Here is a 26,825-nt window from a genome sequence, read left to right as displayed (position 1 = left end):
GCCCGCCCCCGCAGCACCGTCCCCGGGAAGAACGTCGTGTCACCCGCCGACGCCCGCCAGGCCGTCGCCGCCGCGCCCCGCCGCGGGAGCACCTCCACACCGCGCAGCACCATCCGCGCACGACGCCGGGTCGCACGCCGGGCGTCGGCCCGCGCCGCCCGCGGGAGGTCCTCCACGCAGATCACCGCGATCAGCTGCGCGCCCGCATCCACACCCTCACCCACCGGCTCGTGAGCGCCGGGGGAAACAGCTGGCACCATCTCAATCCCCTACCGTCTGCTCTGCCGGAGAGCGAAACCAAGAGGAGGACTGCGTCGCATCGGATCCGTTCTCGGTGGGGCGAAGCATCCGCCAGATCGCCGCATCGACCTTGTTCATCTTGTCGTCGGCGAGCCCGAACAGCAGGTGCTTGAGGTCGCCGTACGCCAGCGCGGCGCGCGCGAAGTCCCGCCGCGGCGCCGCGTCCCCCAGCTCCGCGAGGATCGCCCCGTACGCCGCCTGGGCCTCGGCGAGCAGCTCACCGTACTTCTGCTCGAAACCGGCGGCGGTCTCCCGCAGCCAGGCGTGGAACTCGTCGGGCGTTCCCTCAACGAGCTCGCCCAGGGGCCGCTTCTCGGACAAGTGCTCCCACACGGTCAACGGCGTAGTGCCGGTGACGATCTTGTGCAGCCGCAGGTAGTCGGCCTGCTTGATCTTGAGCTTCACGCCACCATCGCGCAGGGTGGCCACCAGGCCCTCGGCGCCGGGCCTCGGGGCGAGCGCGAGCGCCTCGGCGAGGGTCCGCGCCGGCATGGTCTCGGTCCGCGGCCCCGGCCAGCCGGTGATCTCGGCGAGCGGGATCCCCGCGCCGTCGGAGAGGCGGCACGCGCCGAGCAGGAACAGATCGTCCACGTCGTCGTAGTCGATGACGATCCGGTTGCCGGGGTAGATGATCTCGAACAGGTACGTCCAGTCCGGGTTCGGCGTCCAGCGGTCCGCGTACCGATCGCGGTAGAGCTGTGTGGCGTGCACCGCCTGCTCGGAGTCGAAAGCCCCGCGGGTCGCGACCGCAGCACCACCAGCACCCGGGTAGAGGATCCCCAGGGACCCGTCGAGCTTGTCGGTGACCTCCGCAGCCTGCCCCAGGTCGACGGTCTCCGGCTGGCCAGGAGCCGGCGCCCGGTACTCGAAGAACTTCGGCCACGGCCGCGCCCGCACCAGACCCTCGTCGTCGACGATCAGACCACGGCACGCGCGCGTGACGTCGTCCCACACGTCCTGGTACTGCGCCCGCGCGGTGTAGCTGTACATCGTCAGCGGCAGCTCCGGGTGGCGCCGCGCGCGCACCAGGCCATCCGCCTGCGCCGCGGCGAGCGCCGCGGGCGTGAACAGATCGTTGATGTGGGTCACGGTAACCTCACACACCTTCCTTCTCGAGGGCCCTTATCTGGCCGCTACGGCGGAACTGGGGGCTGCGGCGATAGATCGACTGCCCCACAGCGCGACTCGCTCCACGGGAACAGCCTGATGCAGAATCCAGGCATCGAGCCCGGCGTTGAAACGATCATGGCTCCAGTCCGTCTCGGCGAGGCCGGACGTGTCGACCGACCAGATGTCCCACTGCACGGTTCGATGGGCCCATCGGCCCGTCTCATCCGGAATGGCCGCGACGTACACGCCGACCGGCCCCAGGCCCGCCGCAATGTCCGCCCACGTGCCCTCTCGAGGGTCGTTCGCCAAGAGCCCGTCCCTCAGGATCGAGCTTCGTGCCGCGGTGGGCGCGGTGTGATAGCACCGATCGGGAAGCGGACGGAAAGTCGCCGCTTCCAACAGCTGCGCGTAGTCCGCCGGGCGGTCGGCCCCCGTGGCGTCCAGCGAGGACAGCATCCGATCGGCGATCTCCGGGCGCAGCTCGCGGCACCGCAGCTTGTACTCGATGTGCTGCCGGATCTCACTCCGGCTCATCCGCTGCACGCCGCCTCTGGTGCCCATGCCGCGAATCTACTTTGTAGACCCCTAGTTGTCAACAAAGTAGACGATGCGCAGCGGTGCTGCAGACCCACACGCAGCCCACTCACGACTACGCGGCGCGCACCCGGCCAGCGCCGCGGCCGCGCGGCGCACCGTCGCGCCACCCGACGGTCAGGTCCACCGTCGGAGCGAGCTCGCCTGCGGGAAACAGCGGCCGGACCGTGCCGCCGCCCACAGCGGTCGCCTCCGGCCCGGGCGCCGCGTCGCCGAGCTCGAGCACGTCACCTGCGTCGCCGCTCGGGCCGGTCGGCACGGTCACCTCCGGCTCCGGCGCGCGGCGCCGGGTGCGAGCGAGGTCGATGCACTGCTCGACGAGCACCGCCAGCGCCACCGGCGGCACGATCGCGACGGCCACCGCAGCGCCGCCGGCGGGCCAGGCGTGCGCGGCGTTGGCCGCGATCGACACGGCGGTACCGCCGAAGAAGATGACCTTGGGCCGGCGCGCGTCGGGCAGCGCGACGTGGGCGAGGGTGCCGGCGAGGATCGTCGCGTCGACGACGACGGCCCAGATCCACGCCAGATGCGCGGGGACCGCGTTGCGGGCGGCGAAGTCGCTCAGCGCGTGGAAGCTGACGGCGAAGGCGCCGATGGCGACGGCGGCGGTGAGCGTGAGCGCGGCGGCGCGGACGCCCGGGCCGGCGGGGTGGGCGGCGGTGGTGGTGGTGCTCATGATGGTGCTCCTGCTGCGAGGGGAAGGGAACGGGAGGGGCCCTACGTGGGGCCTGTCGCGGCGGCGGGTCGAGCTCGCTGCGCGGTTCGGGTGTGCGTGGCTGCAGGCCCGCGGGAGCGTCGGGTGAACGACGCAGTACCTGGGGGTCGCGCTGGCGCTGGGGTGATGCCCCGCGCTGCTGGCGCACACGGAGCGTATCCACTGAATGCGGTTCCGTGCAACACTTTTCAGAGTCTCGGCGACAACGTGCAGCTCATCAAGGTTCTCGCGGCCGCCGCGCCCTGCTTCCACCTCCGGATCACGAGGTGCGATGTGCGCAATTTGTGCGATGATCGTAAACAGTGTGGTAGCGTGCCCCTCATGGACATCACCGAGCGGATCGCCCAGGTCGCCGACATCCTCATCCCGCCCGTCGACTGGGACCTCGCCGGCGAGGACCAGGCGATCGCCGACGCCGACGCCGAACGCGCCCAGCTCCTCGACCGGCTCCGCCTCCAGTGCGACGGCGACTACGCCGCCGCGTTCTTCGGCCCAGACCCCGACACCGGTGAGCCCCGCGACCCCGGCGAGTTCGACGACGACCCGGTCCTGGTCGCCGCCCGAGATCTCGCCCACCAGATCAACAGCCTGCAGGCGACGCTCCGCGGCCTCGTCGCCTACGCCCGCGAACTCGCCCCGCCCGGGACGAAGTACACCCTCGAGCAGCTCGCCACGGCGACGCAGATGTCCGTCTCCGGCGTCCGCACTATGTACGACGCCAGCACCGTCGCCGGCGTCGCCCGCGACCTCCGCATCGGCGCGACGAAGCGGGACGCCGATCCCGACTCCCGCTGGCGCTGACCACCCACCCGCACGCGAGCGTTGCGATTTTCGCAATCCCGCAGGTAGTGTTCGCTCCATGAGCGACCCGACGCCCACCGGCACCCTCGCCGACAACATCCGCACCGCCATGCACACCGCCGGCATTCCCAGCCAACGGGCACTCGCGGCCGCCATCGACCTGGACCCCACCAAGCTCTCGAAGGCGCTCCTCGGCAAGCGCAGCTTCACCTCGCTCGAGCTCACCCGGATCGCCCAGGCCTGCGACACCACCGTCGACGCCCTCCTCCACACCACCACCGCCCCCGCAGAGCCCGCACCGGCCACCACCCGAGCCTTCCTCTCCAGCGGCAACGTCGCCGCCCGCCTCGGCCTGAGCGTCACCTCCATCACCACCAGGGCCAACGACCCGGAGGATCGGTTCCCCGAGCCCGCGGTCATCGTCGGCAACCGCTTCCAGGGATGGACCGAGGAGAGCATCGACAAGTACCTCGCCGGCGACCTCCCCACCCTCGACGTCGACGCCGACCTGAGCATCGACCTCGCCACCGCGCTCCACGCCGCATCCGACCAGCTCCGCATCGCCCTGCCCCTCATCGGCTACGACACCATCGAGACCCACACCGCCGCGAGCACCATCAACCGCGCCGCCAGCGACCTCCTCGGCGAGGCGATCAACACCGCCTTCACCGAAGGCGACGACGCCACCTACCAGCAGCTCACCGCCATCGAATACGCCCGCGTCCGCGACTACAGCCACATCGCCGACGCCACCACGCAACGCGACCTCGCCGCAGACCCGCGCGCCTGGGCCATCACCCACACCACCCAGATCGCGGCATCGCTCAACGAGACCGCCGCGAAGATCCCCCTCGCGCTCGACGGCGGGGCCCGCGGCCGCCGCATCCAGCACAGCCTCCACGACCTGGTCACCGACCTCTACCGCCACCTGCAGACACCCGCAGCAGCCGCCGCCACCGCGCCCACAGCGTCATGAACCCCACTGCCCCGGCGAGCCGGAGTACTTTCCACCCATGCCCACCGGCACCGCAGGCACCCGAGATGGAAGGCCGAGCCCGATGACCACCCACCAGAACACCCCAGCGCCGACCGCCACGCCCGCCCCATCGGTGGAGCAGGCACAAGCCGCCGTCGACAGCGCCGAGCACGAGCTCGACGCGGCCTGGGCCGACCACGTCCGCGAGGTCGCCGACACCTTCCCCAACCACGTCGCCGACATCGCCGCACAGGTCCGGCAGGGCAGCCTCCCGTACGCCCCGCTCCCCACCGACCGCGCCGCCGACCTCGCCGATCGACTCACCGCGGCCGCACGCACCATCGCCGACAAGCACCGCGACCACCCGCTCCCCCCGAAGGCGAGCCTCACCGTCATCTCGATGCTCCGCGTCATCCCCGACGCTGACCTCAACGAGCTCGGCAACATGCTCGATTCCGCCGGCCTCAGCCGCCGACCTTTCACGGTCGACTTCGAGTTGCACGCACGCACCTGGCCCAACCTGTCCAACGCTCACCGCGAAGCTGGCCTGGCGCATATGGACCTCTACCGCGCCCGCAAGGCCGCCGCCGCCGACCCTGCAGACAACGACAAGCCGCAGTCCACCGCGGCGCAGTCCGGGACCGGCCGGGCCGCTCAGTGGAACCGCTTCTTCGACGAGCTGCAGCAGATCTCGGACCAGATGCGGCAGCAGCTGCGCGCCACCTACCGCCAGCTCATCACGTCCAACGCACCCGCCGAGGAACTGGACCGCGTCGAACGCCTCCTCGGACACAACGCCGAGCTCCACAGCCACGCAGAGGAAATCCGCGAATCCATGAACCCCGCGATCCTCAACTACGACCGCACCCACCAGTGACCCGAGGAAGGCCGCCGATCACTCCCGCACGGAGGGCCGAGCAGATCGCCGAAACGCTCCTGGCCGAACTGCCCCGACGCCGCGACCACGTCCGCGGAGTCGCAAGGCGAGCCGAAGAACTCGCCACCCGGATCAGTGACGACGACGCGGTGACCGTCGTCACCGCCGCCTGGCTCCACGACATCGGCTACTCGCCCCAGATCCTCGACACCGGCTTCCACCCCGTGGACGGCGCGCGCTTCCTACGCGCGCAACGGTTCCCCGATCTGGTCGTCTGCCTCGTCGCCCATCACACCGGCGCGGAAGCCGAAGCCGAAGAACGAGGCCTCGCCGCGCAGCTCCGCGAATTCGCCCGCCCACCCGAAGCGCTCCTCGACCTCGTGACCTGCGCGGACATGCAGACCGGCCCCCAAGGGGACCGCGTCGACGCCCAGGAACGTGTCACCGAGATCCTGCAGCGCTACCCCGCAGAGCACCCCGTCCACCGCGCCGTCACACGATCCGCGCCGGCCCTTCTCGCAGCGGTGGACCGAATCCGATCCCTCGAACGCTGAGGAGCCCCATCCTCTGGAGCACGGAGCTTCCCGGACGGCCAGCCGCCGATCGAGTTGAAGTCATGCCCACAGGTCGTCGACCGCTGCCCGCTTCGCAGACCCCTGACGCAGGCGCAGACGCATGCGTGCGCGCTCGGCCTCGGAGAAGGCGGCCTGGACGCTCCGCAACCCATCGTCCTGCTCCTCGACGCTGCGGGGATCGAGGTACCAGGACCGAAGGTCGGCGGCCCGGAGGATCGCCTTCAGCCGGCCGGCATCCTCATCGGTAAGGACGTGCTGGCCATCAAGAAGGACGGCGCGGTCGAAGGGCTTGATGCCGCGCGCCTGGTGCTCAGCAGCGATGTCGAGGGCCACCTGCCGCAGCTGCGCACGCAACTCTGCAATTCGTTCACGGCCGAGCGTGAGCGCGGTCTCGGCGTCATGTCGGGCAGCGGCGCGAAGGGCGTTGTCGACGCGCTCAGGCAGGGTCGCGATCACCTCGCTGGCGTGCGCGGCCCAGGCCGCGTCAAGGGCCTGCTCGGCCTGATCTGCCTCCGCCTGGGCCTGCTCGATGAGCTCGGCGTGCGTCGGGACCGGCAGGCTCTTCAGGTGCTGCACGATGACATCGGCGTGACTATTCGCCGTGTCCATGATGCGCTGACCGATCGCCTCCAGCGACGGCCCACTGCCGCCGCCCGGTTCCTCCACTCCAGCGTCGATCGCGAACACCCGGAACCGGGTCAAGCCGTCCCCGCGATTCGACTTCCGGATGATCGCGTCACCGGGATCGAACCCGATATCGCGCCGGACAGCCACAACGCTTCGGCGGTCCCGAGCAGCAGGCGCGAGTCGGCGGCGAGGCTCACCCGCTTGGCGATACCGAAGCCGATGTGCTCCATCAAGCCCTGCGCACGGTGCCCGCTGAGGGTATGGGAGGACAGCAGCATGTACACGCCCACATCGGCGCCGGTGCTGCCGATCGCTTCGAACAGCTCGAGGTACCCCGGACTCACGCTCGTGTACGAGCCGAACTCGTCAGCGACGAGCAGCAGGTCGGGCAGCGCCGGCATCGCACTCGTCCCATTCCGGCGGTCCAGGTCCTCACCGCGCTTGGCCCGGTACTCGACGGCCGTATCCACGTCCCAGTCGCTCAGCAGCTGCCGGCGCCGGTTGAGCTCCCCCTCGACTATCTCCCACATCCGCGCGACCTGGTCGACCGCGTCCCCGCCCTCGGCGACGTGCACGAGCGTGTGCGGCAGCGTATCCAGATCGCGGAACGTCCAGTCCTCGTCGAAGCTGACCAAGGCGAAGGTGATCCTGTCCGGGCTGTACTTCGCGGCGGCGGCAAGCACCATTTCGCGCATCAGCACGGACTTTCCGCTGTTCGCCCGCCCCAGAAGGGCACCGTTCCCGTCCCCACCGTGCCGAGGGTCGCCGATCGCGACGTCCACGACCGCACCAGCGGCGGTCTGACCGTGGTCACGCTCCGGGCCGAGGGGGATCCTGACGAGGACATCCCGTTCGTTCGCCGCCCAGGTTGCCCGAGGAGCCCAGGAACTCACCGGGCCGGTGATCCCGAGCGCCGCGTCGAGCCGGGGCGCAGCCGCCTCGTCCACCCGGGCATCCTGCTCGGCCTGCGCCAGCCGGCGCGCCACCGACAGCTTCAGGCTGGGATCTTCGCGCCGCATCTCCTTGACCCGACGATCAATCTTGTTCTCGCGAACCATAATTCAACCACCCTTTTCCGCATATGGCCGACGCTGCCTCACCCAACGCGGCGCAGAATAGGGGCCGAAACTCCGGTTTCGTGATCTACGTGAGCCTCTTGTCCGCACAGCACCCGAGCCTCTGGAGGTGAGGTCCATCATCCCGGGATCGGGTTCACGCCCCGAAACCAGGGACGCCATAGTCCCGGACGGTAGCAGAACCTCCACGGTGGGCGCCCTTAACGGACGCACCACCCCGCGGGCCGGATGGACTCCCCCGAGGAGGCATTCCCTCAGCGCGGGGCGCTCGCCTCAACCCGCTCGCACACGGTCAGCCACCTCGGCGCCGAGCAGCCGCTGCAGCCGATCCATGCCGTCGCCCGTCCGCACCGCCCCCCCGGATCACCTGCCCCAGACGCACGCTCGCATCGTCAGCGTGCCGCGCGAGTACACGCTCACCCTCGACACGCCTACCCATCTTGGGTAGACTGCGCACCATGAGTACCGTTCCGATGCTGCTCTCCCTCTACCGCACCCTCGAGCTCCCCTACCCACGCCGCGAGGACTACGCAGACGACGAAGACCTCTACGACTTCCTCCGCGACGACACCGAACGCCTCCACCGCGAGGACGACGAGGCACTCACCCCTCACGAGCTCGACAACCTCCCAGTCCAGGACATCTGGGAGATGATCATCGATCGCGACGCACACCGAAAGGCGTACGAACGCGACGTCAAGACCCTCGTCGCCTACGCAAAAGCCTTCAGCGACACCAGCGACGAGACCATCGCCGAAGCCACCGGCCTCACCCGCAGCACCGTCAACCGCTACCGCAACGACGCGGAGGCCCGGGCCCGCGCGTTCCGGCTCGCCGAGGACGCAGTATGGCTCCAGCGCCGCCGCCTCACACCCGACGCCCTCGCCATCGTCACCACCCTCCGCAACGCGGACATGCCCGCCGAGGACCGCGCCCGCAGCATCCTCGCCGCCGCCGGGATCACCCACCCGATCGGGGGGCCCCAGTGACCACCAATCCCTGGGGCATGCTGCCGCCGCGCATGACCCGCGACCGCTTCTCCGACCTCGTCCGCATCGACGTCGGACGAAAGCTCGCCGGGCTCGAGCGCTACGAGGATCAGTTCACGGTCTTCCCTCCCGACCACTACTACGCTCCGGGCGAGCAAGCTCAGCTGATCCTGATCCGCGGCCGCAACGCCGTCCACGTCGTGGGGAGCGGCGCCCTGGCGGACGAGATCCGCACCCAGCTCACCACCGGCGCGATCCCCGGTTACACGCTCCACCCGACCCCCGCCGGGCACACCGAACTCCGCGACGTCGCGCCGCTCTTCAAGGCGGGAGACCCGCACGGGACGGACCGGACGTACAACGTGCTGTCCAAGCAGCAATTCAGCACCTTCGAGGAGATCGCCGCCACCCCGGCCGAGCACCTCCGTAGCATCCGCAACCTCGGCGAACGCGCTCTGGCCACCATTCGCAAGGTCGCCATCCAGCTCTACGGCGAGGACTATCCCGGCGCCGACGTCCTCCACCCCACCACCTCACGTCCAGCAGCCGACGGGCCCACCCACATCACCCTCGACGCCAGCAAGCGGGCCGCCCTCGCAGGCCTCGCCCGACACCAGCACTACGCCGTCACCGTCGCCGCCGACGGCGTGATCACCATGACCCCCACCCCGCCGCGCGCCGAGCTCGATACCGCCGGCGCCGCGAGCCTCCGCGCTCCGTCCACCAGCTGAAACCGCCGACAACACCCGCACCCCCGCCGCCGCAGCAAAGGAGCACGCCATGACCGGCTATTTCGACAAGAGTCCCGCAGAAGCTGTCGCGGACACCCGCGCCATGCTTGCCTCGATAGGCGCCGTATCGAAGGAGGGCCGCGCAAAGCTCGATAAGCAGCGCCTCTCTGGCGCCAAAGTCCGCCGCTCTCAGCCGGGGACGCTTGAGCAGCGCTACCTGCACGCCAAGAGCGAGCTCCTGCGCGTGACCGCCGACTACGCCCACGCCCACGGGATCGACGTCAGTGCCGCACGCAAGGAACTCGAGGCGATCGCCGCCGCGGCCGGCGACCCCACCTGAGCCGCCGCCCTTCGATCTGTCAGCCCGCAGGAGTAGCTTCCGATCATGCCCACCGGCACCGCGCCCACCACGGAGTCGATCGCGATCAAGTACGCGATCGACGTCCGCGCGATGCCCGCCCCGCAGCTGCAGCTCCTCGAGCGCCACGCCGGCACCTCCCGCGCCGTCTGGAACTGGGGCCTCGCCGCGTTCAACGCTCACCAGCAGCAGGTGTGGGAGTGGCTCACCCGGCACGCCGCCGACACCACGCCTGACGAGGCTGCCGCCGCCGCGGCGCTCGCCGACCCCGCCTGGCGCAAGACCGCTCGCAAGCTGCTCCCGGAGCACCTCGCCAAGCGCCCCAACGCCGCGGTGCTGGACAAGGCGTTCACCGCGGAGGCCCGCGACCCCGAGTCCCGGTTCGCCTGGTGGAGCACCGAGCGCCACGGAGTCTCCCGCTTCGCCGTCTCGACCGCCCTGCTGGCCCTCGACGACGCGATCGCCCGCTTCTACGCCGGCAGCACCACCAAGCCCGCACCGGGCCGCCGGCCCCGCAAGGACGGCCGCCCCGCGGGCTGGCCACGCTTCAAGCGCAAGGGCCACGCGCTCGACGCCTTCGCCATCTACAACCTCTCCTACGGCGCAGGGCCGTGGAAGATCATCGACGATGGCCACCGGCTCCGCGTCCCCAACCTCGGCAGCCTCCGGGTCCTCGACAACACCAAACGGCTGCGGCGGGCGATCGCGCGCGGCGCGGTCCCCAAGAGCGCCAGGATCGTCCGCCACGCACGTCGCTGGTACATCACGATCGTCGCCACCATCCCCGCCCGCAGCACCGTCTCACCGAACCGGCACCAACGCGCCTCCGGCACCGTCGGAGTCGACGTCGGCGTACACCACCTCGCCGCCCTCTCCACCGGCACCACCATCGCCAACCCCCGCGGCGCCCGCCGCATCGCGCGCCGCGCCGACCGCCTCCAACGCCACCTCGCCCGCCAGCAGGGCCCACGGCCCGGGCAGGCACCGTCCCGCAGCTGGATCGACACCAAGCAGCGGCTCGGACAGCTACAGCACACGACCGCGCTGCGCCGCGCCAGCACCATCCACGAGCTCACCAAGATGCTCGCCACCACCGCCCAGACCGTCGCGATCGAGGACCTCAACGTCCGCGGCATGACCGCCCGGGCCACCCCGATCCCCGACCCGGACCAGGATGGCGCGTTCCTGCCGAACCGCCGCCGGGCGAAGGCCGGCCTGAACCGATCGATCCTCGACGCCGGATTCGGCGAGTTCCGCCGCCAGCTCACCTACAAGACCACCTGGTACGGCGCCACCCTGCACGTCGTGGACCGCTACCTCCCCACCTCCAAGACGTGCTCCAACCCGACCTGCCGGGCAGTGAAACCCAAACTGCCGCTGAAGGTTCGGGAGTACCAGTGCGAGCAGTGCGGCCAGACATCCGACCGGGATGTCAACGCCGCTCGCAACATCGCCGCCGCGGCGGCACCAACGTCGACCCCGGACGGGGCAGACGGAAAACGGCCTGCCGCCAAGCGGCGTCACCCCGCCGTGGGCGACACCGTCTGGCAGGCCAGTCCCGCACCCGTGCGGGACAGAGCGGCCCGCAAGGGACCGCCCGTCCTCAAGGCTTCCTAACCCAACGCGATCCGGCGTATCCCGTCGTATCGCGCCAGGTCACCGAGCCTGCGCCCCGCGCGCACGAGGACGGTCCCCGAGCTCGACCAGGCCGGCGGCGGCTGGCTGCAAGCTGCGCCCCGCGCGCACGAGGACGGTCCCCAGGAGATTGCTCCAAGGCGGCGGCGGCGGTGCGACGCCGCGCAGCACGCTGAGGTCGTGGGCGCCTCCGCCTGCGCCCCGCGCGCACGAGGACGGTCCCCCGAGTCAATGTCCTCAGCCCGCCCGCGCCGCCGACGGCGTCTCCCTTGATGGCTCCCCGCACGCACGAGAAGCCGCCCATGCGCGAGAGCGCACGACTACGCGGAGGCGCCCACGACCTCAGCGTGCTGCGCGCCCCGCGGTGCGACTTCCTGGTTATACGCGAAGTACACATCTCGGAGCCGATCCGCGTCGGCCTGCTCAAGGAGCAGGACAGCCTCGGTGGCGCGGCGTTCGGCGAGGAGACGGTGGATCGGTGCTGTCGGCTCTGCGCGGACGTCGCCGATGTTGACGTCACCGACGCGGATCTTCGAGCCGGCCGCCAGCGCCTCCATGAGGCCGTCGAGCTCGCGGAGCGTCGACCACCATTTCTCGGGGATGACCTCCGCCGGATTACTCAAGGCCGGCCTGTTCGAGTTGAGGGTGTCGAGGATCTGCTGCCGCATCTGCGCGGCGGTGACCTGGCCGCCCGGGGCGACGAGCCCTGCGGCGGGGACGCGGGTGTGGAGCTCGTAGGCCAGGCCGAGCGCTTCAAGGCCCTCTGCCTCGGGGCCGATCGCCGCGACCTCGCCCTCCATCTGCGGGCACGTGAAGTGAAGACGGTGCGCGGTACCAGTGCGCTCCGAACGCAGGTTGATCGCCGGATTACCGTCCCGCACTTGGGCAATGCCCATGCCCAACCCGGCGTAAGGGGCGACAGGCTCAGTGGAGGCGAGGGCGACGACGCGCCACTCGGGTAGCCGGTGGGCGTACTCCAGGAGGATCCGGCCGGGATCGGCGAGACCGCGCCATGCCGCGGAGGCCTCGTGCTTCCAGGGCGTCCAGACCTCGGTCGGTAGGAACAAGCCCCGCGGCAGCCAGGAACCCTCGTTGGAGGTGATGACGACGCGGGTGCCGGAGACGCCGCGGAGGACCGCGACCGCCCAGCCGCGGAGCAGGCCCATCGGATCTGCGGAGAGGACGCCGGAGAGCATCGCCTGGGCGAGCACGAGGTCGGTGTCGACGGGCGCGGAGAAGATCCCGGCGTCGGGAGCTGCTGCGACCACCGCGGCGGCGACAGCGTCGCGAGCGACACCGGGCACCGCGGTGCCGGCCAGCGGCGTTCCCTGTAGCGCGGCGGGGCCCGCCTGCTGCTGGCCGATCACGGGTTGCTGAGGAGGCGGAGGCGCAGCGCCCGGACCACCCGCGCCGGGGGCGGCCTGGCCCGGAGCGCCAGCACCGGCAGGCACAGCCTGACCAGCGGGCACGGCCGGTGCCGTCGCTGCGGGCGGAACCGTTCCCGTCGAGGACGCGGACGGCGATAGACCCGACGACGACGGAGCTGCCGCCCCGCCGGCACCGCCGCCCGAAGCCGCAGGCGCGGCCGAAGGAGCCGGCGCAGCCGTCGGCGCCTGCTGCACAGCTGAGGACGCGGTCGTCGCGGCCTGCGGGGCTGCGGACATCAGCGGCGAGGCGACTGGCGAAGCCTGCTGCTGCCCTCCGCCGCTGTTCGTACCACCGCGATCACCGCCGGCGTTCCCCGACCCAGAGCCTGAGTTCGACTGCGAGCCGGAGCCTGTCTCAGGCTTGGCGTTGCCGGACCCAGATGAGCTAGTGGAACTGCCTGATCCACTGCTCGTCGAGGATGAACCAGAGCCGCCGGAGCCTCCGCCAGTGCCGCTGCCACCGGAGGAGGAACCGGAGCCGCTTCCGAGACCTGATCCGCCGCCCGAGCCGGTGTCGCCAGCCTTCGACCCTGCAGATGAACCGCCATCAGTGAACTTTGCGCCTGCATCGGGTACACCCCGAGTCCCGCTACCTCCAAGGCCCGACCCCTGCTGCGTCGGCGTACTGGCCTCCTGCCCGGTGATCGTCGTGCCAACGCCGCCACCGAGGCCGCCCGTCTGCGTAGGAGCAGTCGGCGCCCCCGGGACCGGCGACGCTGGGACCCCAGGCTGGCCGCCACCGAGCCCAGGAAGACCGCTGGCAGGTATGCCCGGAATGGTCGGTAGCTTGCCTCCGGCCGTAGCCACCAGCGAGCCGATCTCAGTATGCTTGGACTCGATAATGGCGGTTTTGGCCGCTTCGAATCGGGCCTCAGCCCCGGTATCGCCCAAGGCCTTGGCAGTCTCAGCGACACTCTTCGCCGCGGTTATTTCCGTTTCGCCTTCAGCGACGATGGTACCGATTTGAGTTTTTACATATTTGACCGTGTAGCCGATTTCTTCCATTCCGCTGCCGACTTTTCGCATTGTCTCGGCGAACGTGCGCAGATACTTTGAGATTTGCAGAATGAGCGCGTGAATTCGGTTCAAGCCCTCGCTTTGCGCAGCGCCCGCCCACTGACTGGCGGCATTGTCAGTGGCCGTCGCTTGCTCGTCGACTTTTCCCGCGCCGGTCTTCCAGGCCTGGCCGCCGGTAATCATGTCGCCACCGTCGGTACCAGGCCAGAAGATGCCGATCATCTGATCGGCATGCGGTGTAGCCGGCTTCGGAGGATCACTCATGCGCGATGCGCCTACTTGCCGCAGGCCGCCGTGTACGCAGCGGCGCCAGCAGTGTCCGCGCGCGTCGCGTATTGCATCAGCTCACCGAAAGGGGTCGTGATGTAGGCGCGATCGATGAGAGCCTGCTCTGCGTCGGCATACGCCCGCACAACGGTCGCGACGCTCTCTGGGGTACCCGGCTCAACGACGATTCGCGCCTTCGCGTCGATCATTCCCTGGCGCCGCGCAGCCATTAGCGCTGCAATATTCGGAGTGTCCTGAGTCCACCCCTGCGGCAGCACTGGACTCGCATTGATCATCGAGATTGACAACTTGACGCCGACACAGGTGACGCCCTGGGCGTCGGCCGCCGAGAGGGTCGGCTTTGCGGCGGTCGTCGGCGCAGCCGCCGCGGAGGTCGTCTCTGCGGTGGGCGTGGTGTCGGTGGTGCTGCGGGTGACGACGAGGGTGCCGATGACGGTGAGGGCGATGATGAGGAGGACTGCGGCGATGATGCCGATGACCAGGCCGATCCGGCGGCGGGGCCGCTGAGGCGGCATGGGTGCGCCCATGTAGGGCTGCGCCGGGTACGGCTGCTGGTACATCGGCGGGTGCTGCGGCATCGGGCGCGGGGAGGTCAGCGTCGGCGAGTACAGGCCGTACTGGCCGGTGTCCGCGGGCGCCTGCTGGTCGTGCTGCGTGGTCATAATTTCCACCTCCTCCTGTTTCGCTGATGATAATTGAATTTGTGCGCTTTGCGCAATAACTAATATCCGGTGTTTACGAATGCGGTTCGGGCTTTTAGCCGCGCAGAAGCGGCACCGCAGCCTCCGGGGTGGGCACGCCGCGCGGCGGCGGGAGCTCCTTGGTGGCCTTCTCGGCGCCGGTGCCGTTGATCGTGTCGCTCTGCACGACGCTGTCGACGCCTGCCTGGCCCTGGGCGACGGCGGCGGTGCCGTAGCTCTGGGCGGCGGTGGCGCCGGCGGTGGCGATGCCGGGTGCGGCGGCGCAGTAGGCGATGGCGAGGGCGTCGAGGGGGCTCGTGCCGGCGGGCTTCGGTGTGGCGGTGCCGGCGGTGGTGATCGCGACGGCGGCGGAGGCGGCGGCGACGTTGGCGGCGCCTGCGGCGCTGGCCGCTGGTGCCGGCACGAGGTTCAAGGAGTTGTCACCCATGGGTGGAGTGTACGTCGGAGTGGGCCTGGTCGGGTGTCTTGCTACGCGAGATCCTGGACGGTGCAGATGGCTACTGAGTAGCGTCGCTCGGAGGGCCTTCATGGACAGAGACACTGAGGGCGCGCGGTCGCCGTTCACCGTCGAGCAGGAGCGGGCGCTGCGCGACGCCGGCTCGCTCGTCGAGCATCTGCCGCCGGTAGCGGAACTGGCTTCGACGCGGACCGCGGCGAAGCGCACCGAGCTCGTGCGCGGAGGCCTGGCACCGGCTGAGGCTGCGGACCGGCTCGGGGTCCCTGAGGAGCAGATTGTGCGGCGCGTGAGCGACCGCACCCTGTATGTGGTCGACGGGCGGCTGCCGATTTTCCAGTTCACCGTCGACGGCGAGCTGCCGGGCTGGGCGCGCGTGGCGGCGCGTATCCCTGTGGGGGCGTATCCGGTCGCGGTAGCGCGATTCATGACGGCGCCGCATCCAGATCTGCAGCTGGCGGGCGTGGGGGCGGTGTCGCCGGTCGTCTGGCTTGTCGGCGGCGGGTCACCGGTGAAGGTGGCGGCCTTGGTGGCTGCGGCGTTTTCCCTGGTGGGGATGTAGCCGGACACCTAACGCCCTGATGCCAATTCCGCTAACGCTGGCGCGTTAGCGTTCTTATCGCTACGGTGTTAGTCATGGTCAACGACAGCGGTCCCGCGCAGATCGACTCCGCGGCAGCAGCCCAGATCCTCGGCGTGGTGCCGTCCCGCATCCGGCAGCTGGTCAGCGCCGGGAAGCTCACCCCGATCGACCCCGGCAGCAGGCCGCACTCGTTCCGGCGCAGTGACGTCGAGCGCCTCGCGGGCCGGACGTCGACGACCGATGCCCGGGACCTCTCCCCCGCCCCGGCGCCGCTTACGCGGCTGCAGGACGTCGTGATGCTGGACGTCCCGCTGTGGGCGTCGGAGACGGTCGGCGCGCACGTGCGGGTCTTCCAGGGCGCCGCGGCGGAGGGCACCCGGACGGTGATCATCGTCGGCCGGATGACCGGCGGCTTCAGCGGCGGGTATTCGCTGCCCGACACGGGCTGGGCGGCGATCACTGATCGCATCACCGCCCGGTACCTGCCGCGGCCCGAAGACGCGCTGAACGCGTCCTGGATCCTGTTCGAGCCGACCGACAGCCGTGAGCTGCGGGTGCAGACCGAGTACGAGGCGCTGCTCTTCGACACCACCCCGAATCCCGACCCTGACGCGGGATCGCGGGGTCTGCCGTGGTGGCCGAAGCGGCGCACCGCCGGCGACGGTGGGGCCCCTGCGGCGCCGCAGTTGAAGGACCCCCGGTACTTGCCGCTGTCGGTGCGCGAGGTGGAGGCGCTGATCGGGCAGCCGCTGGAGTACTACCCGGTGGAGGCCTACTGGCCGCAGGTCATCGAGGACTACCTGAAGACGGGCAAGCCGGTCGTGTACACGTACGACGGCGCCAGGGGAACCCACGTCGGCGATCTCTTCGACAATCTGACCGTCCTCACTCGAGGGGGTGGGCAGCAGGTTCCCGAGGATCTGCAGGAGCGAGCCGCGGCGCACATCGCGGACGAGATCCGGATGCGCAGCAAGTACCTCGATGACCTGGCCTGGGACGACGGGTCGGGGCACGCCGATGAGCAGGTGCGGCCGTCCGTGATGGCGGCGCGGCTGGAGCGGTACCGGCTCTCGCGAACGCAGTGGAAGCTGATCGACGGGCTCGCCGGGTCGGTGCCGGAGTGGCCGTGGAGCGATGAGGTGGCGATGCAGGCGGTGCGCGACATGGTCACGCTGCAGGACCTGGCCTCATCGGTCGACCAGTTCTCCGCGTCGCCGGATGCCGCGTTGGAGGATGCTGCAGGGGAGACCGCGGGGCTGATCCGGCACTACGTGATGGCGCACGACTACCGCGCCAGCGGGCACCCTGCCGCGGAGTCGCTCGACGAGCGGTACCCGCGGAAGCGGCACCACGCCAGTGTTTTCCGTGTCGGGTCTCCGGCGAACTGGGACTCGCGGTATCTCGATAGCGTCAGCTGGGACGACGAGTACCGCGATGCCCGGCGGCCGGGCCTGACGCTGCGGTCGACCTCGGAGCGGGACCGCAACGAGCTGGCCGCGGCGCTCCCCTCGGGTGCGCGGGTGCGGTTCGGTGTGGACTTCGAGGGGAATCCGGTCGCGAGGGTCGACAGCGACGGCCCCGACGGCGATACCTTCGCTGTGCTGTGGCCGCTGCTGTTCGGGGATGTGTATCTGCCGGCCGGGGCGCGGCTGGTCGCCGATCGCGGCGAGTACGGTGCCCGGCCGGTGTACCTCGTCGACGCCGACGGCATGGCCATCCGGCCGCTGCCGATCACCACCCCCGGCAACGGGTGGCAGTTCGGTTACCCGGGCGGCGGGCCGGGCTACCTCGAGTCCAGCGTGATCGCGCTGGTGCGGCGCGCGGACGGCACTGACCCGGCCCTGATCCCGCGCGCGGTGCTCGAGGCGGCCATCAGCCACACGGAGGCCGATGCCGCGCTGGACTTCGGTCTGGACAGGATCCGGCCCGCGCTGCGTGGTCTGCGGGCGGTCACGCCTCGGTAGGCGATGCGGTGAGCTACTTCGTTTCGTTCGGGTGGCTGGTGTGCACCTGCTCTAGGAAAACGGTGTGGTCCACCACGTAGAACCAGATCCGAGCGTCGCCCTGTCGGGTGGGCTTGTGCTGCCAGCGCTCGTGCGATGTGCCGTCGCGGGAGATGGTTCCGAGATCTCCGCGCAGTGGGTAGTTCGTCTGGCTGTGGGTCAGTGGTGTGCGTGTGAGGAAGTCCCATGCGTCGGCGAGTGGGTTGCGGATGGTCGCTGTGAGGTCTTGCCATCCCTTGAGGGCGTGGGTGGTGGCGAATCGGATCTCGTACTCGGTCTTCTTGGGTGGGCGAGGTACGAGTTCGCCGCGTTTCCTGGCCACGGCTAGGGGCGCTCGACCGTGGGGGCGGTGGTGAGGTCGAGCCATTCGGGGGTGGTCTGGCCGAGGCCGGCGGCGATCGCGGTCGCGGTCTCGCGCCAGGAGGTCAGCTCGGCCAGTACGAGGTATGGCTGGTCGGTGGCGAACGAGGCGCGGGCGGCGTCGACGAGGTTCTGGGCGCAGGTCGTCTGGTCCTGCTGTGTCAGTGCGAGCATCCAGGGGAAGGCTCGGGTCATGCGGTCTGCGAGGGGGCCGTCGTCGTCGACTGCGACGCCGATGAGTTGGGCCGCGAGCTCGAGGAGTCGGGTGCGGTCGTCGGCCTCGCGTTGCGACATGAGCACGAGGGGTTCGCCGTCTCGGCGGGTCACCGTCACGGGGTGGTCCTCGGCCTCGGCGAAGACCTCGGCGGAGTGCTTGCTCAGGTCCGAGGAGCGGCGGGTTGAGGTTGGGTGGCGGGCGGCGGTGGTCATACCCGCCACCTTATTCGGAACGTGTTCGGAAGTCTAGTGCCATGGCGTCCGAACAGAATATTGAGCTTTCCCCAAGAATAGGCTGTAAGCTGGGCGTATGGATGCCACGATCGGTAAGCGCGTCGCTGCTCTGATCCCCGCACGGGGGCAGGCCCAGGTCGCGGCCGCGGTCGGGATGGGCGCGGATGCGCTGTCGCGGGCCCTGAGCGGGCAGCGTGGCTTCGGTGCTGGGGAGCTGGCTCGCATCGCGGACTACTTCGGTGCGGATCTGCACGAGCTGATCACCGGTGAGCCTGATCCGCATCGGGTGAAGATGGTCGCGCGGCACGACTACAACCAGGAGACCGGGGAGCGGTCGGTGCCGGGTCGTGCGGCGGATGAGCCGGTGCTCGAGGACATCGTGCTGGCGTACCGGCAGGCCCCGCCGCCGCCGCGGCCGCAGTGGCGGCCGCCGTCGGATGTCGCGGCGGCGCGCGCCGCGCTCGGTGAGGGGTTCGTGCGGCCGTTCATCGATCGGATCGAGGAGCGGCTGGGGATCGATGTGGTGCGGGTCGCTGAGCTGTCGACGGCGTACAGCTTCATCGTCGAAGAGCGCGCGGTGATCGCGGTGCCCGCGGTGGGGAGCTGGTTCTGGGAGAACTTCTCGCTCGCGCATGAGCTGGGGCACTTGGTGCTGCAGCATCACGCGGCGGAGGCGACGCACCAGGCGCACGAGGCGGCGGCGCATGCGTTCGCGGCGGAGCTGCTGATGCCGGCGGAGCTGCTGAGGAGCTCGTCGTGGGCCGATCTGGATGCTGGGCAGCTGGCGGCTCGGGTGTGGGATCTGGGGGTGTCGACGGAGGCGCTGGCGATCCGCCTGGAGAGCTTGGGGATCGAGTGCGCGGTGGCGCAGGAGTGGCGGCCGCGGGATCGGAAGACGCAGAAGCTGCTGCGTCGGCACTGGACGCCGACCGAGCCTGGGGATCCGATCACGCGGCGGATGGACGATGCGGCGCCGCGGCGGTTCCCGGTGGCGCTGCAGGCGGCGCACCAGGAGCAGATCGCGGCCGGGCAGATCGGGAAGGGCACGCTGGCGTGGATGCTGGGCGTGGCGCCGGATCGGCTCGAGGTGGATGAGCCGGAGTGGGCGGAGATGAGTACCGCGGATCTCGCTGCCGCACTTGAGCTGCTGTGATCGTCTTCCCTGACAACACGGTTTTGATCAACTTCGCGACGATCGGGCGGATGGATCTGCTCGAGCAGCTCGTCGGGGCTCGTGGCAGGTGGTGCTTGACGGTCTCGCAGGAGTGCGATGAGTCGGCGGGGTACCCGGGGCTGTCGGAGATGCGGCAGGCGCACAGGATCTTCGGGGAGCCGCTGATGCCGGAGACCGGGCGTGAGCATGAGGCCACGCGCCGCTACCGTGATCGGCTGCGGACTCCCGGGCAGGAGGCGAGCGCGCGCAAGAACCTCGGTGAGGCGGAGACCTTGGCGATCATCGAGTGCCGGTCGTACACGTCGGCGGTGCTGGTCACGGACGACACGGCGGTGCAGCGTCTGGATCTGGGTGTCGGTGGGCCGCAGGTGACTGGGACGTGGGGTCTGCTGAAGCTGGCGCACCGGGCGGCGCGGGTGAGCGCTGAGGAGCTGTGGGTGTACGCGAAGACGCTGGCGGAGCATGGTCGGCATCGGCCGCCGACGGACATCTACGACCGGCTGTTGTTCGACGACTGGTTGGCCGCCTGACCCCGCGGGTGGGAGGGCTCCGGCCGGCCTGGGGGGGAAGGTGGCTGCAATTTTGCGCCGACTTCACCCCATGCGGGTTTCCGCGCCTGCCGGGGCGGTGATCACGCCCGTCGGCGACAGCCTGCTTGCGGCGTTGTCGCAGGTCAACGAGGTTCGGTGTAGGTATAGCGGCGGCAGATCTCAGGGCCGGATTTCGCGCTGTGTAGGTAGCGCGCCGGGAAGTTTCACACCCTCCAGGTCCACGGTGGTCGCGCGGAGGCGTCCGGCTGGCTACTCCCCCACTTCGGCTACGTCAGCAGGGCGGCCGCAGCGCCGGCGGTGATCGACCCGCTCGCCGCCCACAGTGCGAGGGCGTGCTGCGTGGTGATGCGTTTGGCGCCCGCTCGGGCCACGATGACGACCTGGACGGCGAGGAACGCGCCGATGAGCGCCAGGGCGGCGATCTGCGCTGTGGTCATGGTGGTCTTCTAGTCGCCGGGATAGATCCGCAGGTCCAGCTCGAGGTCGGGGCGGCCTTGCTGGGAGATCGAGATCGTTCCCGGCCTGATGTTCATCGTGGTCTTCATCGGCAGCTGCAGCTTCGCTGAGTCTGCGAGATCAGCGGCAGCCAGCGCAACGCTGAGGATGCGGTCGGGATCCCAGTCCATGCGCACCTGCAGCCAGCCGCCGGCCTCGTGGAGCTCGGCGCGGATCTGTGCGGTGAGCGCGTCGTGGAAAGTGTTCACCACTTCCAGTGGGGGCGGTGGCGTGGACGCCACCATCTCGGCCATCATCTCGGCGATCCCGGTGAGCTCGGGGCGGATGTCGAGGGGCGGCATGCTCTGGCGGCTCGCCAGCTGGTCGGACCACCATCTCGCGGCGATCTCCGCTGTACTGCTGTCGATGCGGTCGTCGGATTCGTTGGTCGGGGTGCTCATGGGTCAGATTCTCCTGCCGGTCCGGTGCTGCGGTCGTGCGTGTGGTGCGATCCACTCGCGGTCGACGGCCCACTCAACGAGCGGGATGCCGGCCACGAACACGAGGCCGGCCGCGCTCGCTGTGTACGCCACGAGCCGCTCCCCCGCCAGCATGAACGACCACATCACGAGCATCGCGACCATGATCCCGACGGCGAGGGCGGCGCGGGCGGCGTCCGCCCAGCCCGGTTCGGTCGCGAGCCCGTCGCGGTGCTGGTTGCTGGCATTCCGGGGATCGTCGTGGGCGGGTTCGTGCACGAGGTCAGCCTTTCAACAGCTCGGCGGCGGCGGGCCGCGGTCGGAGGGCCGCGACGAGCGTCCGTGCCATCGCGCTCTGCAGGAGGAGGACCACGCGCACGACGACGAGCATGATGGGCAGGAACGTGGCGACTGCCACGGCGATCGCCACCACCGCGATCGGCTTCGGCGTCACCGTCGCCAGTGCGGCCGCGCCGAGGGTGAGCAGCACCAGAGGCACCGCGGTGAGTGCCGCGGAGGCGGCCTGGACGTAGAGCTCACGGGAGCCGCTGATGGTCTTCGGTGACCGCCCCGCGTGGGTGTTGGTCTTGCTGGGCCTGCTCATGGGTCTGATTGTCCTACAGGTAGCCGGTTTTCAGCGGTCTTCGTACGCGGGCGGCGGCTGGTGGATGATCTCGCAGTGGTCGATCTTGGCCACGACGGTGCCCTCGGGGGTTGAGCCCACGATGAGGTCGCCTGCGAGTCCGGTGACGGTGACTATTCGCGGGTGGGTGTGCCCGAGGGGTACGACGCGGATCTGGGTTCCTTCGCGGACCGGCTCGGCGGCCGGCACCGGGATGGTGGCGGCGGGTTCTTCGATTCGCGGGTGTTGCTCGGCGAACGCATGCTCGATCGCGCTGCATTCGGCGTCGACGTCGCAGTCCCGGCGCAGTGCCGTGACCTCGCCGCCGAGGTAGCGGCCGGGGTGGGATCGGGAGACGCGGCGGCCGATGACCATGCCGCGGGGCAAGCGTTCGACCATGAGCAGGATCCGGCGGTCCTTCCCCACGGGGAGGGCGCGCACTACCGAGCCGGGCCGAAGCCGGCGGTGATGCGGCCGCTGTGGGCCGCGGCGGCGGGCGCTCTCGTCGAGCGCGCCGTGGACGTCGCCGAGCAGCTCCAGGACGGGAAGTGGCCATGTGCGGTCGGTGCTCGCCATCGCGCGGTACTCCTTCGGTTGCTGGGCGCCGTCACATCTACTGAGCGAGCTGATACCCAAGGGCTGCCAGCGCGGTGCTGTGGCTGGCCGCAGCATCCAAGGTCCAGAGGGGCGTCCCGTGGTCTCTCGCCCAGACTCTGAGCCCTTCATCTTGTGGTGCGTCCCTGATCCGGCCGATCGTGACCAGGTCGACCGTGATGATGCGGAACCCAGGATCGGACCGCACCGGCACATTGCCACGGTATGGCGGGTTGAGTAGGTAGCACGCGGCTCCTGGCGCGAGGGCCAGGCCGTCCGCGTGGCGGGGTGAGACCTCGGCCAGGTGAGCAGTCTTGGGGGCACTCATTCGCGCTGTCCTCGTATCCGGATGCTTGTCTGGTCGGCGAATGTTTCTCACGGCGAGTGGACTTCGATGCTGACAGTCCAGCTGCGGCAGTTGTTGCACCACAGTCTGTTGTGGCGGTATTCAGCAACGTTGGCTGCTATGCACGCGCCGCACCATGGGCCGCGTGAGCGGTCTTGGCAGTGCCGACAGTTCGTTTCCACGACTGCGACTGTGGGCTCCCCCTCGCACTGCCGCATGCGAACTATCCGTTGTCGGTGGAGTCGACGCTTGGCGCCGTAGTAGTTCCACTCCGCGCGTAGATGTGTGCACGTCGAAGCGGTGCTACTGGTGGCCTGCGGCTCAGTCTCGCGAAGTTCAGCGTCCATCGGGGTCGCTTACTCCTCGTGGGTCTTCGAGCGGACGTCGCGGCCATAGGGGCACGCGCGGGTTAGAGAACACGGGCGTCTCCGTTCGCCAGGGAATCTCGGATCCGTGCCAGGAGATCGTGGATCTCGTGCGAGTACATCACTCGCACCTGGTCTTGGCCAGAGAGTAGGACGTCGGTCAGCTGCTGGTGCGCGGCGGCGTCGAAGAGGTCGCTGTCGACGGCGACGAGCAGCTCGAGGCCGGCGGCGCAGTGCGCCCACGCCAGGCGCCACTGGCCGGAGGCCGGGAAGCCGACGAACAGCCGGCGGAGGTCGCCGGCGACGGTGGCCGCGATCTCGTCCACGCTGCGATCGGGGTCGAGGAAGAGGAAGCCGATGTAGGTCTCTTCGGGATCGGTCATGACATCCGTCTTCTCTCGTTTGATGCTGCTGCAGGGCGTGGGAGCGTCCCCTTTCGATTCCCGGGCGGCGCTAGTTGATAGGACCGCCGTAGTACCGCGGCACTTCCACGCGCGCTCTGTCACACAGAATGGCGTAGTCGGCAGATGAGAATGCTGCGGGTGTGGCGAAGCGAAGTGCGCCCAAGACGTCTTCCAATGTGATTGGTGCCGTGGGTGTCCGATCCCGTAGATCGCGCAGGTATTCCGCGAGGTTCAGGGAGACTGAGTCGGGATCGCTCGCCCAGAGCCAGGCAATCACCTTGCCTAGTGAATCGCCAGCGTGATCGAAGTCTCCGCGACGTGCACCGGCCGTCACGGCGTTGTTGGCCTCGTGTGCCAGGAATCCATGTAGCAGGATGTCTCGTACGTTCGTGGGTATTGACGCCTCGCTCATTGTGCTTCTCCTCATTCGATTTTCCAGGGAGCGTCTGTACGCGGGCGGTCACGTAGTGGCGCGGGCGGTGTGGAGGACTCCGACGGCCCATGCCTTCTCCCACACGGCGAGCGGCATCACGAGGAATGCGGGGAGGTAGTCGGTGAGGGCGACGAGCTCCGCGGCTTCGTGCGTGCGGGAGTAGCCGGTGTAGGTACGCCACGTGCAGGTGACGTTGGCCGCTGGGGCGGACTTCACGACCGCTCCCCCGGCTGGGTGCGAATGATCGAGGCGGGGCCGGCGGCGCGGGGTTGGCGGCGCCAGAAGTCGAGACGGTTGGCGTCGAGGACTTGCAAGGAGAAGCCGAGGGGGACGCTGATGTGGCCGACGCCGTCGATGTTGCACGGGTAGGTGTCGAGCTGCATGAGGACGTCGGCGACGGCTGCTGCCGCCTCGTCGGAGGGGACGGTGCCGTACCGACCGCCGAGGGCGTACGCCGACATCGCGAGGAGCCCGGGCACGGCGAATTCCGAGACTGCGTACTCGCGGTGGTCAAGGTCGGCGCGGACGACGGCGGCGACGTTGCCTCGGTCCGGGTCCGGCTTGTCCAGGAACCAGCCGAGGCGCCAGTTGTGTGCCGGTTCGATGACGAGGTAGTCGCTTCCGTGGAAGACCGGGTCGTTGCCCTTCCAGCAGATTCGTGTGCGCTCCCCCGAGTCCAGGTCGGTGCGGTCGACCTGGACGAGCTCGAGGTTCTGTCGTGGTGGGGTGGGCTTGGGCACGAGGGGCTTGAAGCTCTGGCGGCTGGCCGCGAAGTCCTTGCCGAAGTCGGACGGGTACTGCGTAATCACGCGGGACTGCCGCCACTGCTGGTGGTCGAGTTCTGCGAGGTGCGCGGCCCATTGGGGGCTGCCCGCCGGGTAGGCGGCGGGTCCCCATTCCTGCTCGTACGGTTCCCACAGCTCCTGGTCGGTCATGGCCAGGATGCGGGCGCGTTCCTGCTCGTCCCACGTGCGGTCTTCGTCGGTTTCGGATCGGGTGGCGACCAGCTCGGCGTGTTCGAGGAGGCGGCGGCGTACAGCTTCGGGGGTGCCCAGCTCGGGCGGCATGACCGGCTTGCGGGCGCGCACGACGTCCGCGGGGGCGGTTCGTGCGATGAGCTGGTCGAGCTGCCGGATGGCGTGGGTGGCGTCGTAAGGCTGGTGGGTGTTCATCGGTCGCCTCCGCGGGCGAGGAGGCTTGCGCGGAGCGCGAACTTGCGGGCCCAGTCGGCGCCGGTGGCGCTGTCGTCGATGTCCGCGATCTGCTGGAGGGGAACGGCGGGCAGTCCGCGTTCGTGGCGGGCGGTGTTGACGGCGGCGCGGACTGCGGCGAGGCGGCGGGGGTGGTCGCGTTCGCGGGTGATGAGCTTGCGCAGGTCCGTCTCGAGTTCCGCGATGGTGGTTGTTGCTTCGGTGGCCATGGCCATCTTCTCTCGTTGTGCGCGGGTGAGTGGTCAGGTGGTGGTGGCGCTGCGGGCCGTGGCGGCTTCCGCGAATGATGCGGCCTTGCGCTGGTTGTCCTTGACTTCATCGGAGATGCCGGCTGTCAGTTTCGCGGCGATCGTCTCGAAGAGGTCGATGCTTGCGTCGGCCCTCGCCAAGAACTGTTCGTCTGCTCGCCGGATTTGGGCGATCTTTGCGGGGTTCAGGATGAAGCCCTTGGGTTTTGGGTGCTTCCAGTAGGTGGAGACGTTCCACGCGCTGAGGAATCCGGGGCTGGTGGTCGCGTCGGTGAGGGGCTGGAGGCCTCGGTCGGCGGAGTAGACGACGTCGTCGTCGAGTACGAGGCCGAAGGTGCCGTCGTCCCAGGTGATCACGTCTCCTGGTTCGGTGTCGGCGGTGGCGATCGCCGCGGCGGCCGGGATGGCGTAGTCGTGCTGGACCAGGAGGTCGGTCACGGTGGAGAGTGGATCCACCGTGGTGGTGACTCGGAGGGCCTCGTGGCGGCTCGCTGGCGGCTTCTCCGGGAGGTACGCGAGGGCCTTGTCCAGGGTTAGCGGTGTGGCGACCTGAGTCTTTCGGGGCAGGGGCTGGTTGCCGGTGGCCGGCGGAGATGCGAGCTTCTGGATGGCGTCGTCGTAGGTGGGGAAGCCGTATCGGGTGATGTTCTCGCGGGTGGTGTTCTCGGCGAACATCGCGTATCCGGCGGCGACTGCTTCCCGGATCGGGAAGTAGATCGGCTTGGAGGTGCTGCGCAGGGCGTTGTGGGTGACGGGGTTGTCTGTCGCGTCCGGGGGATCTTGGTCGTCGATGTCCTCGCCGATGTAGTAGCGCGCCTGATCTGCGGGGTCGAGCATACGGCTTCCGAGCCGGTCGATCGCCTCGTCGATCATGCGGTCGATGTCGTCCTGCGGTGTGGCGGCGGTGTGGAGGACCCCGACTGCCCAGGCCTTGTTCCATACGGCCAGGCGCATCACGAGGACGGTGGGGAGGTCTTCGGCGAGGTCGGCGAACTGGCCGCCTGGCTGCGTGTGCCGGTAGCCGGTGTAGGTGCGCCAGGTGAGCGTGCTCGTTGCCGGCGGGCCGGCCGCAGAAGCCTGTTTCACGACCGCTCCCCCGGTTGGGTGCGGATGATCGGGTCGGGGCCGGCGGCCGGGAGGGGGCCACTGTCGTTGGTCCAGTCGACGAGGGTGTCGAGCCAGGTGGCGTAGCGGTCGAGGGCGCGGTGGGCGGCGTCGGCGGAGGGGCTGGCCCAGGCCTCGCGGAGTTCCTGTCGGGCGTCGGTGAGGGCGGTGGCCGCGGTGCGGATGTGCTCGGCCTGGGTGAGGTCGGGAAG

Annotated in this window: 35 protein-coding genes and 1 pseudogene; 12 read left to right on the top strand and 24 right to left on the bottom strand. The window is 69.7% G+C overall.

The features are described from left to right. The 4 genes from ACM9LD_RS24235 to ACM9LD_RS24220 form a co-directional block, all read right to left on the bottom strand. The coding region (locus ACM9LD_RS24235; RefSeq protein ID WP_415679072.1) for a hypothetical protein at positions 1-260 on the bottom strand (260 nt) is incomplete at its 3' end. 1 nt (position 261) lies between these two features. Further along, complete coding sequence (locus tag ACM9LD_RS24230) at positions 262-1,389, bottom strand: hypothetical protein (RefSeq protein ID WP_415679071.1); 1,128 nt, start codon at positions 1,387-1,389, stop codon at positions 262-264. Between the two features lie 33 nt (positions 1,390-1,422). Next, entirely contained in the window at positions 1,423-1,971 is a 549-nt protein-coding gene (locus ACM9LD_RS24225; protein WP_415679070.1) for a hypothetical protein, read from the bottom strand. An 88-nt stretch (positions 1,972-2,059) separates the two neighbouring features. Further along, on the bottom strand, positions 2,060-2,680 hold the full coding sequence (locus tag ACM9LD_RS24220) for a DUF2637 domain-containing protein (RefSeq protein WP_415679069.1): 621 nt from the start codon (positions 2,678-2,680) through the stop codon (positions 2,060-2,062). Between the two features lie 360 nt (positions 2,681-3,040). Between ACM9LD_RS24220 and ACM9LD_RS24215 the strand changes: the two genes are divergently transcribed. The 4 genes from ACM9LD_RS24215 to ACM9LD_RS24200 all read left to right on the top strand — a co-directional run bounded on the left by ACM9LD_RS24215 (position 3,041) and on the right by ACM9LD_RS24200 (position 5,927). Continuing rightward, positions 3,041-3,520, top strand: coding sequence for a hypothetical protein (locus ACM9LD_RS24215; protein WP_415679068.1), 480 nt, complete (start codon positions 3,041-3,043; stop codon positions 3,518-3,520). Positions 3,521-3,578: 58 nt separating this feature from the next. Continuing rightward, positions 3,579-4,496: a hypothetical protein gene (locus ACM9LD_RS24210; protein ID WP_415679067.1), complete on the top strand. Its 918-nt coding sequence runs from the start codon at positions 3,579-3,581 to the stop codon at positions 4,494-4,496. A gap of 82 nt (positions 4,497-4,578) precedes the next feature. Beyond that, positions 4,579-5,373: an L-rhamnose mutarotase gene (locus tag ACM9LD_RS24205; RefSeq protein ID WP_415679066.1), complete on the top strand. Its 795-nt coding sequence runs from the start codon at positions 4,579-4,581 to the stop codon at positions 5,371-5,373. Further along, a complete protein-coding gene (locus tag ACM9LD_RS24200; RefSeq protein WP_415679065.1) occupies positions 5,370-5,927 on the top strand; it encodes an HD domain-containing protein in 558 nt (185 codons plus the stop codon). Before ACM9LD_RS24205 ends, ACM9LD_RS24200 begins: the two co-directional genes overlap by 4 nt. A gap of 60 nt (positions 5,928-5,987) precedes the next feature. Here ACM9LD_RS24200 and ACM9LD_RS24195 read toward each other — a convergent pair whose 3' ends face one another. Together ACM9LD_RS24195 and ACM9LD_RS24190 are read right to left on the bottom strand one after the other, a co-directional pair. Further along, complete coding sequence (locus ACM9LD_RS24195; RefSeq protein ID WP_415679064.1) at positions 5,988-6,635, bottom strand: hypothetical protein; 648 nt, start codon at positions 6,633-6,635, stop codon at positions 5,988-5,990. 11 nt (positions 6,636-6,646) lie between these two features. After that, positions 6,647-7,633, bottom strand: coding sequence for an FtsK/SpoIIIE domain-containing protein (locus tag ACM9LD_RS24190; RefSeq protein ID WP_415679063.1), 987 nt, complete (start codon positions 7,631-7,633; stop codon positions 6,647-6,649). 476 nt (positions 7,634-8,109) lie between these two features. Between ACM9LD_RS24190 and ACM9LD_RS24185 the strand changes: the two genes are divergently transcribed. The 4 genes from ACM9LD_RS24185 to ACM9LD_RS24170 are packed head-to-tail and all read left to right on the top strand — an operon-like array spanning position 8,110 to position 11,346. Continuing rightward, positions 8,110-8,640: a hypothetical protein gene (locus ACM9LD_RS24185; protein ID WP_415679062.1), complete on the top strand. Its 531-nt coding sequence runs from the start codon at positions 8,110-8,112 to the stop codon at positions 8,638-8,640. Next, entirely contained in the window at positions 8,637-9,371 is a 735-nt protein-coding gene (locus ACM9LD_RS24180; RefSeq protein WP_415679061.1) for a DNA-directed RNA polymerase subunit alpha C-terminal domain-containing protein, read from the top strand. Before ACM9LD_RS24185 ends, ACM9LD_RS24180 begins: the two co-directional genes overlap by 4 nt. Positions 9,372-9,420: 49 nt before the next feature. Next, positions 9,421-9,711: a hypothetical protein gene (locus ACM9LD_RS24175; RefSeq protein WP_415679060.1), complete on the top strand. Its 291-nt coding sequence runs from the start codon at positions 9,421-9,423 to the stop codon at positions 9,709-9,711. A 45-nt stretch (positions 9,712-9,756) separates the two neighbouring features. Then, positions 9,757-11,346, top strand: coding sequence for an RNA-guided endonuclease InsQ/TnpB family protein (locus tag ACM9LD_RS24170; RefSeq protein WP_415679059.1), 1,590 nt, complete (start codon positions 9,757-9,759; stop codon positions 11,344-11,346). A 338-nt stretch (positions 11,347-11,684) separates the two neighbouring features. On the opposite strand, the gene ACM9LD_RS24165 is transcribed toward ACM9LD_RS24170, so the two are convergent. From ACM9LD_RS24165 to ACM9LD_RS24150, 4 genes and pseudogenes are all read right to left on the bottom strand, one after another. Then, the gene (locus ACM9LD_RS24165; RefSeq protein ID WP_415679058.1) at positions 11,685-12,731 is read right to left on the bottom strand and encodes a hypothetical protein; all 1,047 of its coding nucleotides are present in this window, start codon (positions 12,729-12,731) and stop codon (positions 11,685-11,687) included. A gap of 975 nt (positions 12,732-13,706) precedes the next feature. Then, a pseudogene (locus ACM9LD_RS25060) lies at positions 13,707-13,991 on the bottom strand (WXG100-like domain-containing protein); the annotation flags it as partial. Positions 13,992-14,083: 92 nt separating this feature from the next. After that, positions 14,084-14,758, bottom strand: coding sequence for a hypothetical protein (locus ACM9LD_RS24155; protein ID WP_415679056.1), 675 nt, complete (start codon positions 14,756-14,758; stop codon positions 14,084-14,086). 94 nt (positions 14,759-14,852) lie between these two features. Beyond that, positions 14,853-15,224: a hypothetical protein gene (locus ACM9LD_RS24150; protein ID WP_415679055.1), complete on the bottom strand. Its 372-nt coding sequence runs from the start codon at positions 15,222-15,224 to the stop codon at positions 14,853-14,855. 100 nt (positions 15,225-15,324) lie between these two features. On the opposite strand from ACM9LD_RS24150, the gene ACM9LD_RS24145 reads away from it, so the two are divergent. After that, on the top strand, positions 15,325-15,813 hold the full coding sequence (locus ACM9LD_RS24145; protein WP_415679054.1) for a hypothetical protein: 489 nt from the start codon (positions 15,325-15,327) through the stop codon (positions 15,811-15,813). A gap of 74 nt (positions 15,814-15,887) precedes the next feature. Continuing rightward, entirely contained in the window at positions 15,888-17,798 is a 1,911-nt protein-coding gene (locus ACM9LD_RS24140) for a helix-turn-helix domain-containing protein (RefSeq protein WP_415679053.1), read from the top strand. Between the two features lie 13 nt (positions 17,799-17,811). Here the strand turns inward: ACM9LD_RS24140 and ACM9LD_RS24135 are convergent, their stop codons facing one another. Both ACM9LD_RS24135 and ACM9LD_RS24130 read right to left on the bottom strand, forming a co-directional pair. Beyond that, on the bottom strand, positions 17,812-18,204 hold the full coding sequence (locus ACM9LD_RS24135) for a hypothetical protein (protein WP_415679052.1): 393 nt from the start codon (positions 18,202-18,204) through the stop codon (positions 17,812-17,814). Next, entirely contained in the window at positions 18,162-18,626 is a 465-nt protein-coding gene (locus ACM9LD_RS24130; RefSeq protein ID WP_415679051.1) for a prevent-host-death protein, read from the bottom strand. Before ACM9LD_RS24130 ends, ACM9LD_RS24135 begins: the two co-directional genes overlap by 43 nt. A 97-nt stretch (positions 18,627-18,723) precedes the next feature. Here ACM9LD_RS24130 and ACM9LD_RS24125 point away from each other — a divergent pair, with 97 nt between their 5' ends. Together ACM9LD_RS24125 and ACM9LD_RS24120 are read left to right on the top strand one after the other, a co-directional pair. After that, on the top strand, positions 18,724-19,800 hold the full coding sequence (locus ACM9LD_RS24125; protein ID WP_415679050.1) for a helix-turn-helix domain-containing protein: 1,077 nt from the start codon (positions 18,724-18,726) through the stop codon (positions 19,798-19,800). Positions 19,801-19,850: 50 nt separating this feature from the next. Next, a complete protein-coding gene (locus ACM9LD_RS24120; RefSeq protein WP_415679049.1) occupies positions 19,851-20,351 on the top strand; it encodes a hypothetical protein in 501 nt (166 codons plus the stop codon). A gap of 287 nt (positions 20,352-20,638) precedes the next feature. Here the strand turns inward: ACM9LD_RS24120 and ACM9LD_RS24115 are convergent, their stop codons facing one another. From ACM9LD_RS24115 to ACM9LD_RS24060, 12 genes are all read right to left on the bottom strand, one after another. Next, positions 20,639-20,809: a hypothetical protein gene (locus tag ACM9LD_RS24115; RefSeq protein ID WP_415679048.1), complete on the bottom strand. Its 171-nt coding sequence runs from the start codon at positions 20,807-20,809 to the stop codon at positions 20,639-20,641. 9 nt (positions 20,810-20,818) lie between these two features. After that, positions 20,819-21,268: a hypothetical protein gene (locus ACM9LD_RS24110; RefSeq protein WP_415679047.1), complete on the bottom strand. Its 450-nt coding sequence runs from the start codon at positions 21,266-21,268 to the stop codon at positions 20,819-20,821. A 3-nt stretch (positions 21,269-21,271) separates the two neighbouring features. Beyond that, a complete protein-coding gene (locus ACM9LD_RS24105; RefSeq protein ID WP_415679046.1) occupies positions 21,272-21,565 on the bottom strand; it encodes a hypothetical protein in 294 nt (97 codons plus the stop codon). Between the two features lie 4 nt (positions 21,566-21,569). Further along, a complete protein-coding gene (locus tag ACM9LD_RS24100) occupies positions 21,570-21,890 on the bottom strand; it encodes a hypothetical protein (protein ID WP_415679045.1) in 321 nt (106 codons plus the stop codon). A gap of 30 nt (positions 21,891-21,920) precedes the next feature. Continuing rightward, the gene (locus ACM9LD_RS24095) at positions 21,921-22,484 is read right to left on the bottom strand and encodes a hypothetical protein (protein ID WP_415679044.1); all 564 of its coding nucleotides are present in this window, start codon (positions 22,482-22,484) and stop codon (positions 21,921-21,923) included. A gap of 773 nt (positions 22,485-23,257) precedes the next feature. Then, complete coding sequence (locus ACM9LD_RS24090) at positions 23,258-23,596, bottom strand: hypothetical protein (RefSeq protein WP_415679043.1); 339 nt, start codon at positions 23,594-23,596, stop codon at positions 23,258-23,260. A 70-nt stretch (positions 23,597-23,666) separates the two neighbouring features. After that, a complete protein-coding gene (locus ACM9LD_RS24085) occupies positions 23,667-24,029 on the bottom strand; it encodes a hypothetical protein (RefSeq protein ID WP_415679042.1) in 363 nt (120 codons plus the stop codon). A 48-nt stretch (positions 24,030-24,077) separates the two neighbouring features. Then, positions 24,078-24,266: a hypothetical protein gene (locus ACM9LD_RS24080; RefSeq protein ID WP_415679041.1), complete on the bottom strand. Its 189-nt coding sequence runs from the start codon at positions 24,264-24,266 to the stop codon at positions 24,078-24,080. Continuing rightward, the gene (locus ACM9LD_RS24075) at positions 24,263-25,222 is read right to left on the bottom strand and encodes a hypothetical protein (RefSeq protein ID WP_415679040.1); all 960 of its coding nucleotides are present in this window, start codon (positions 25,220-25,222) and stop codon (positions 24,263-24,265) included. Before ACM9LD_RS24075 ends, ACM9LD_RS24080 begins: the two co-directional genes overlap by 4 nt. After that, complete coding sequence (locus ACM9LD_RS24070) at positions 25,219-25,470, bottom strand: hypothetical protein (protein WP_415679039.1); 252 nt, start codon at positions 25,468-25,470, stop codon at positions 25,219-25,221. Before ACM9LD_RS24070 ends, ACM9LD_RS24075 begins: the two co-directional genes overlap by 4 nt. Positions 25,471-25,503: 33 nt before the next feature. Beyond that, positions 25,504-26,595: a hypothetical protein gene (locus tag ACM9LD_RS24065; RefSeq protein WP_415679038.1), complete on the bottom strand. Its 1,092-nt coding sequence runs from the start codon at positions 26,593-26,595 to the stop codon at positions 25,504-25,506. After that, a partial coding sequence (locus ACM9LD_RS24060) for a hypothetical protein (RefSeq protein WP_415679037.1) occupies positions 26,592-26,825 on the bottom strand: 234 nt, incomplete at its 5' end. The genes ACM9LD_RS24060 and ACM9LD_RS24065, both read right to left, overlap by 4 nt.

Origin of the sequence: Tsukamurella hominis (assembly GCF_965137015.1) — a bacterium.
Lineage (GTDB): Bacteria > Actinomycetota > Actinomycetes > Mycobacteriales > Mycobacteriaceae > Tsukamurella > Tsukamurella hominis.
The sequence above is the reverse complement of the archived record's forward strand: the minus strand, read 5'-3'. Positions and strand labels throughout refer to the sequence as shown.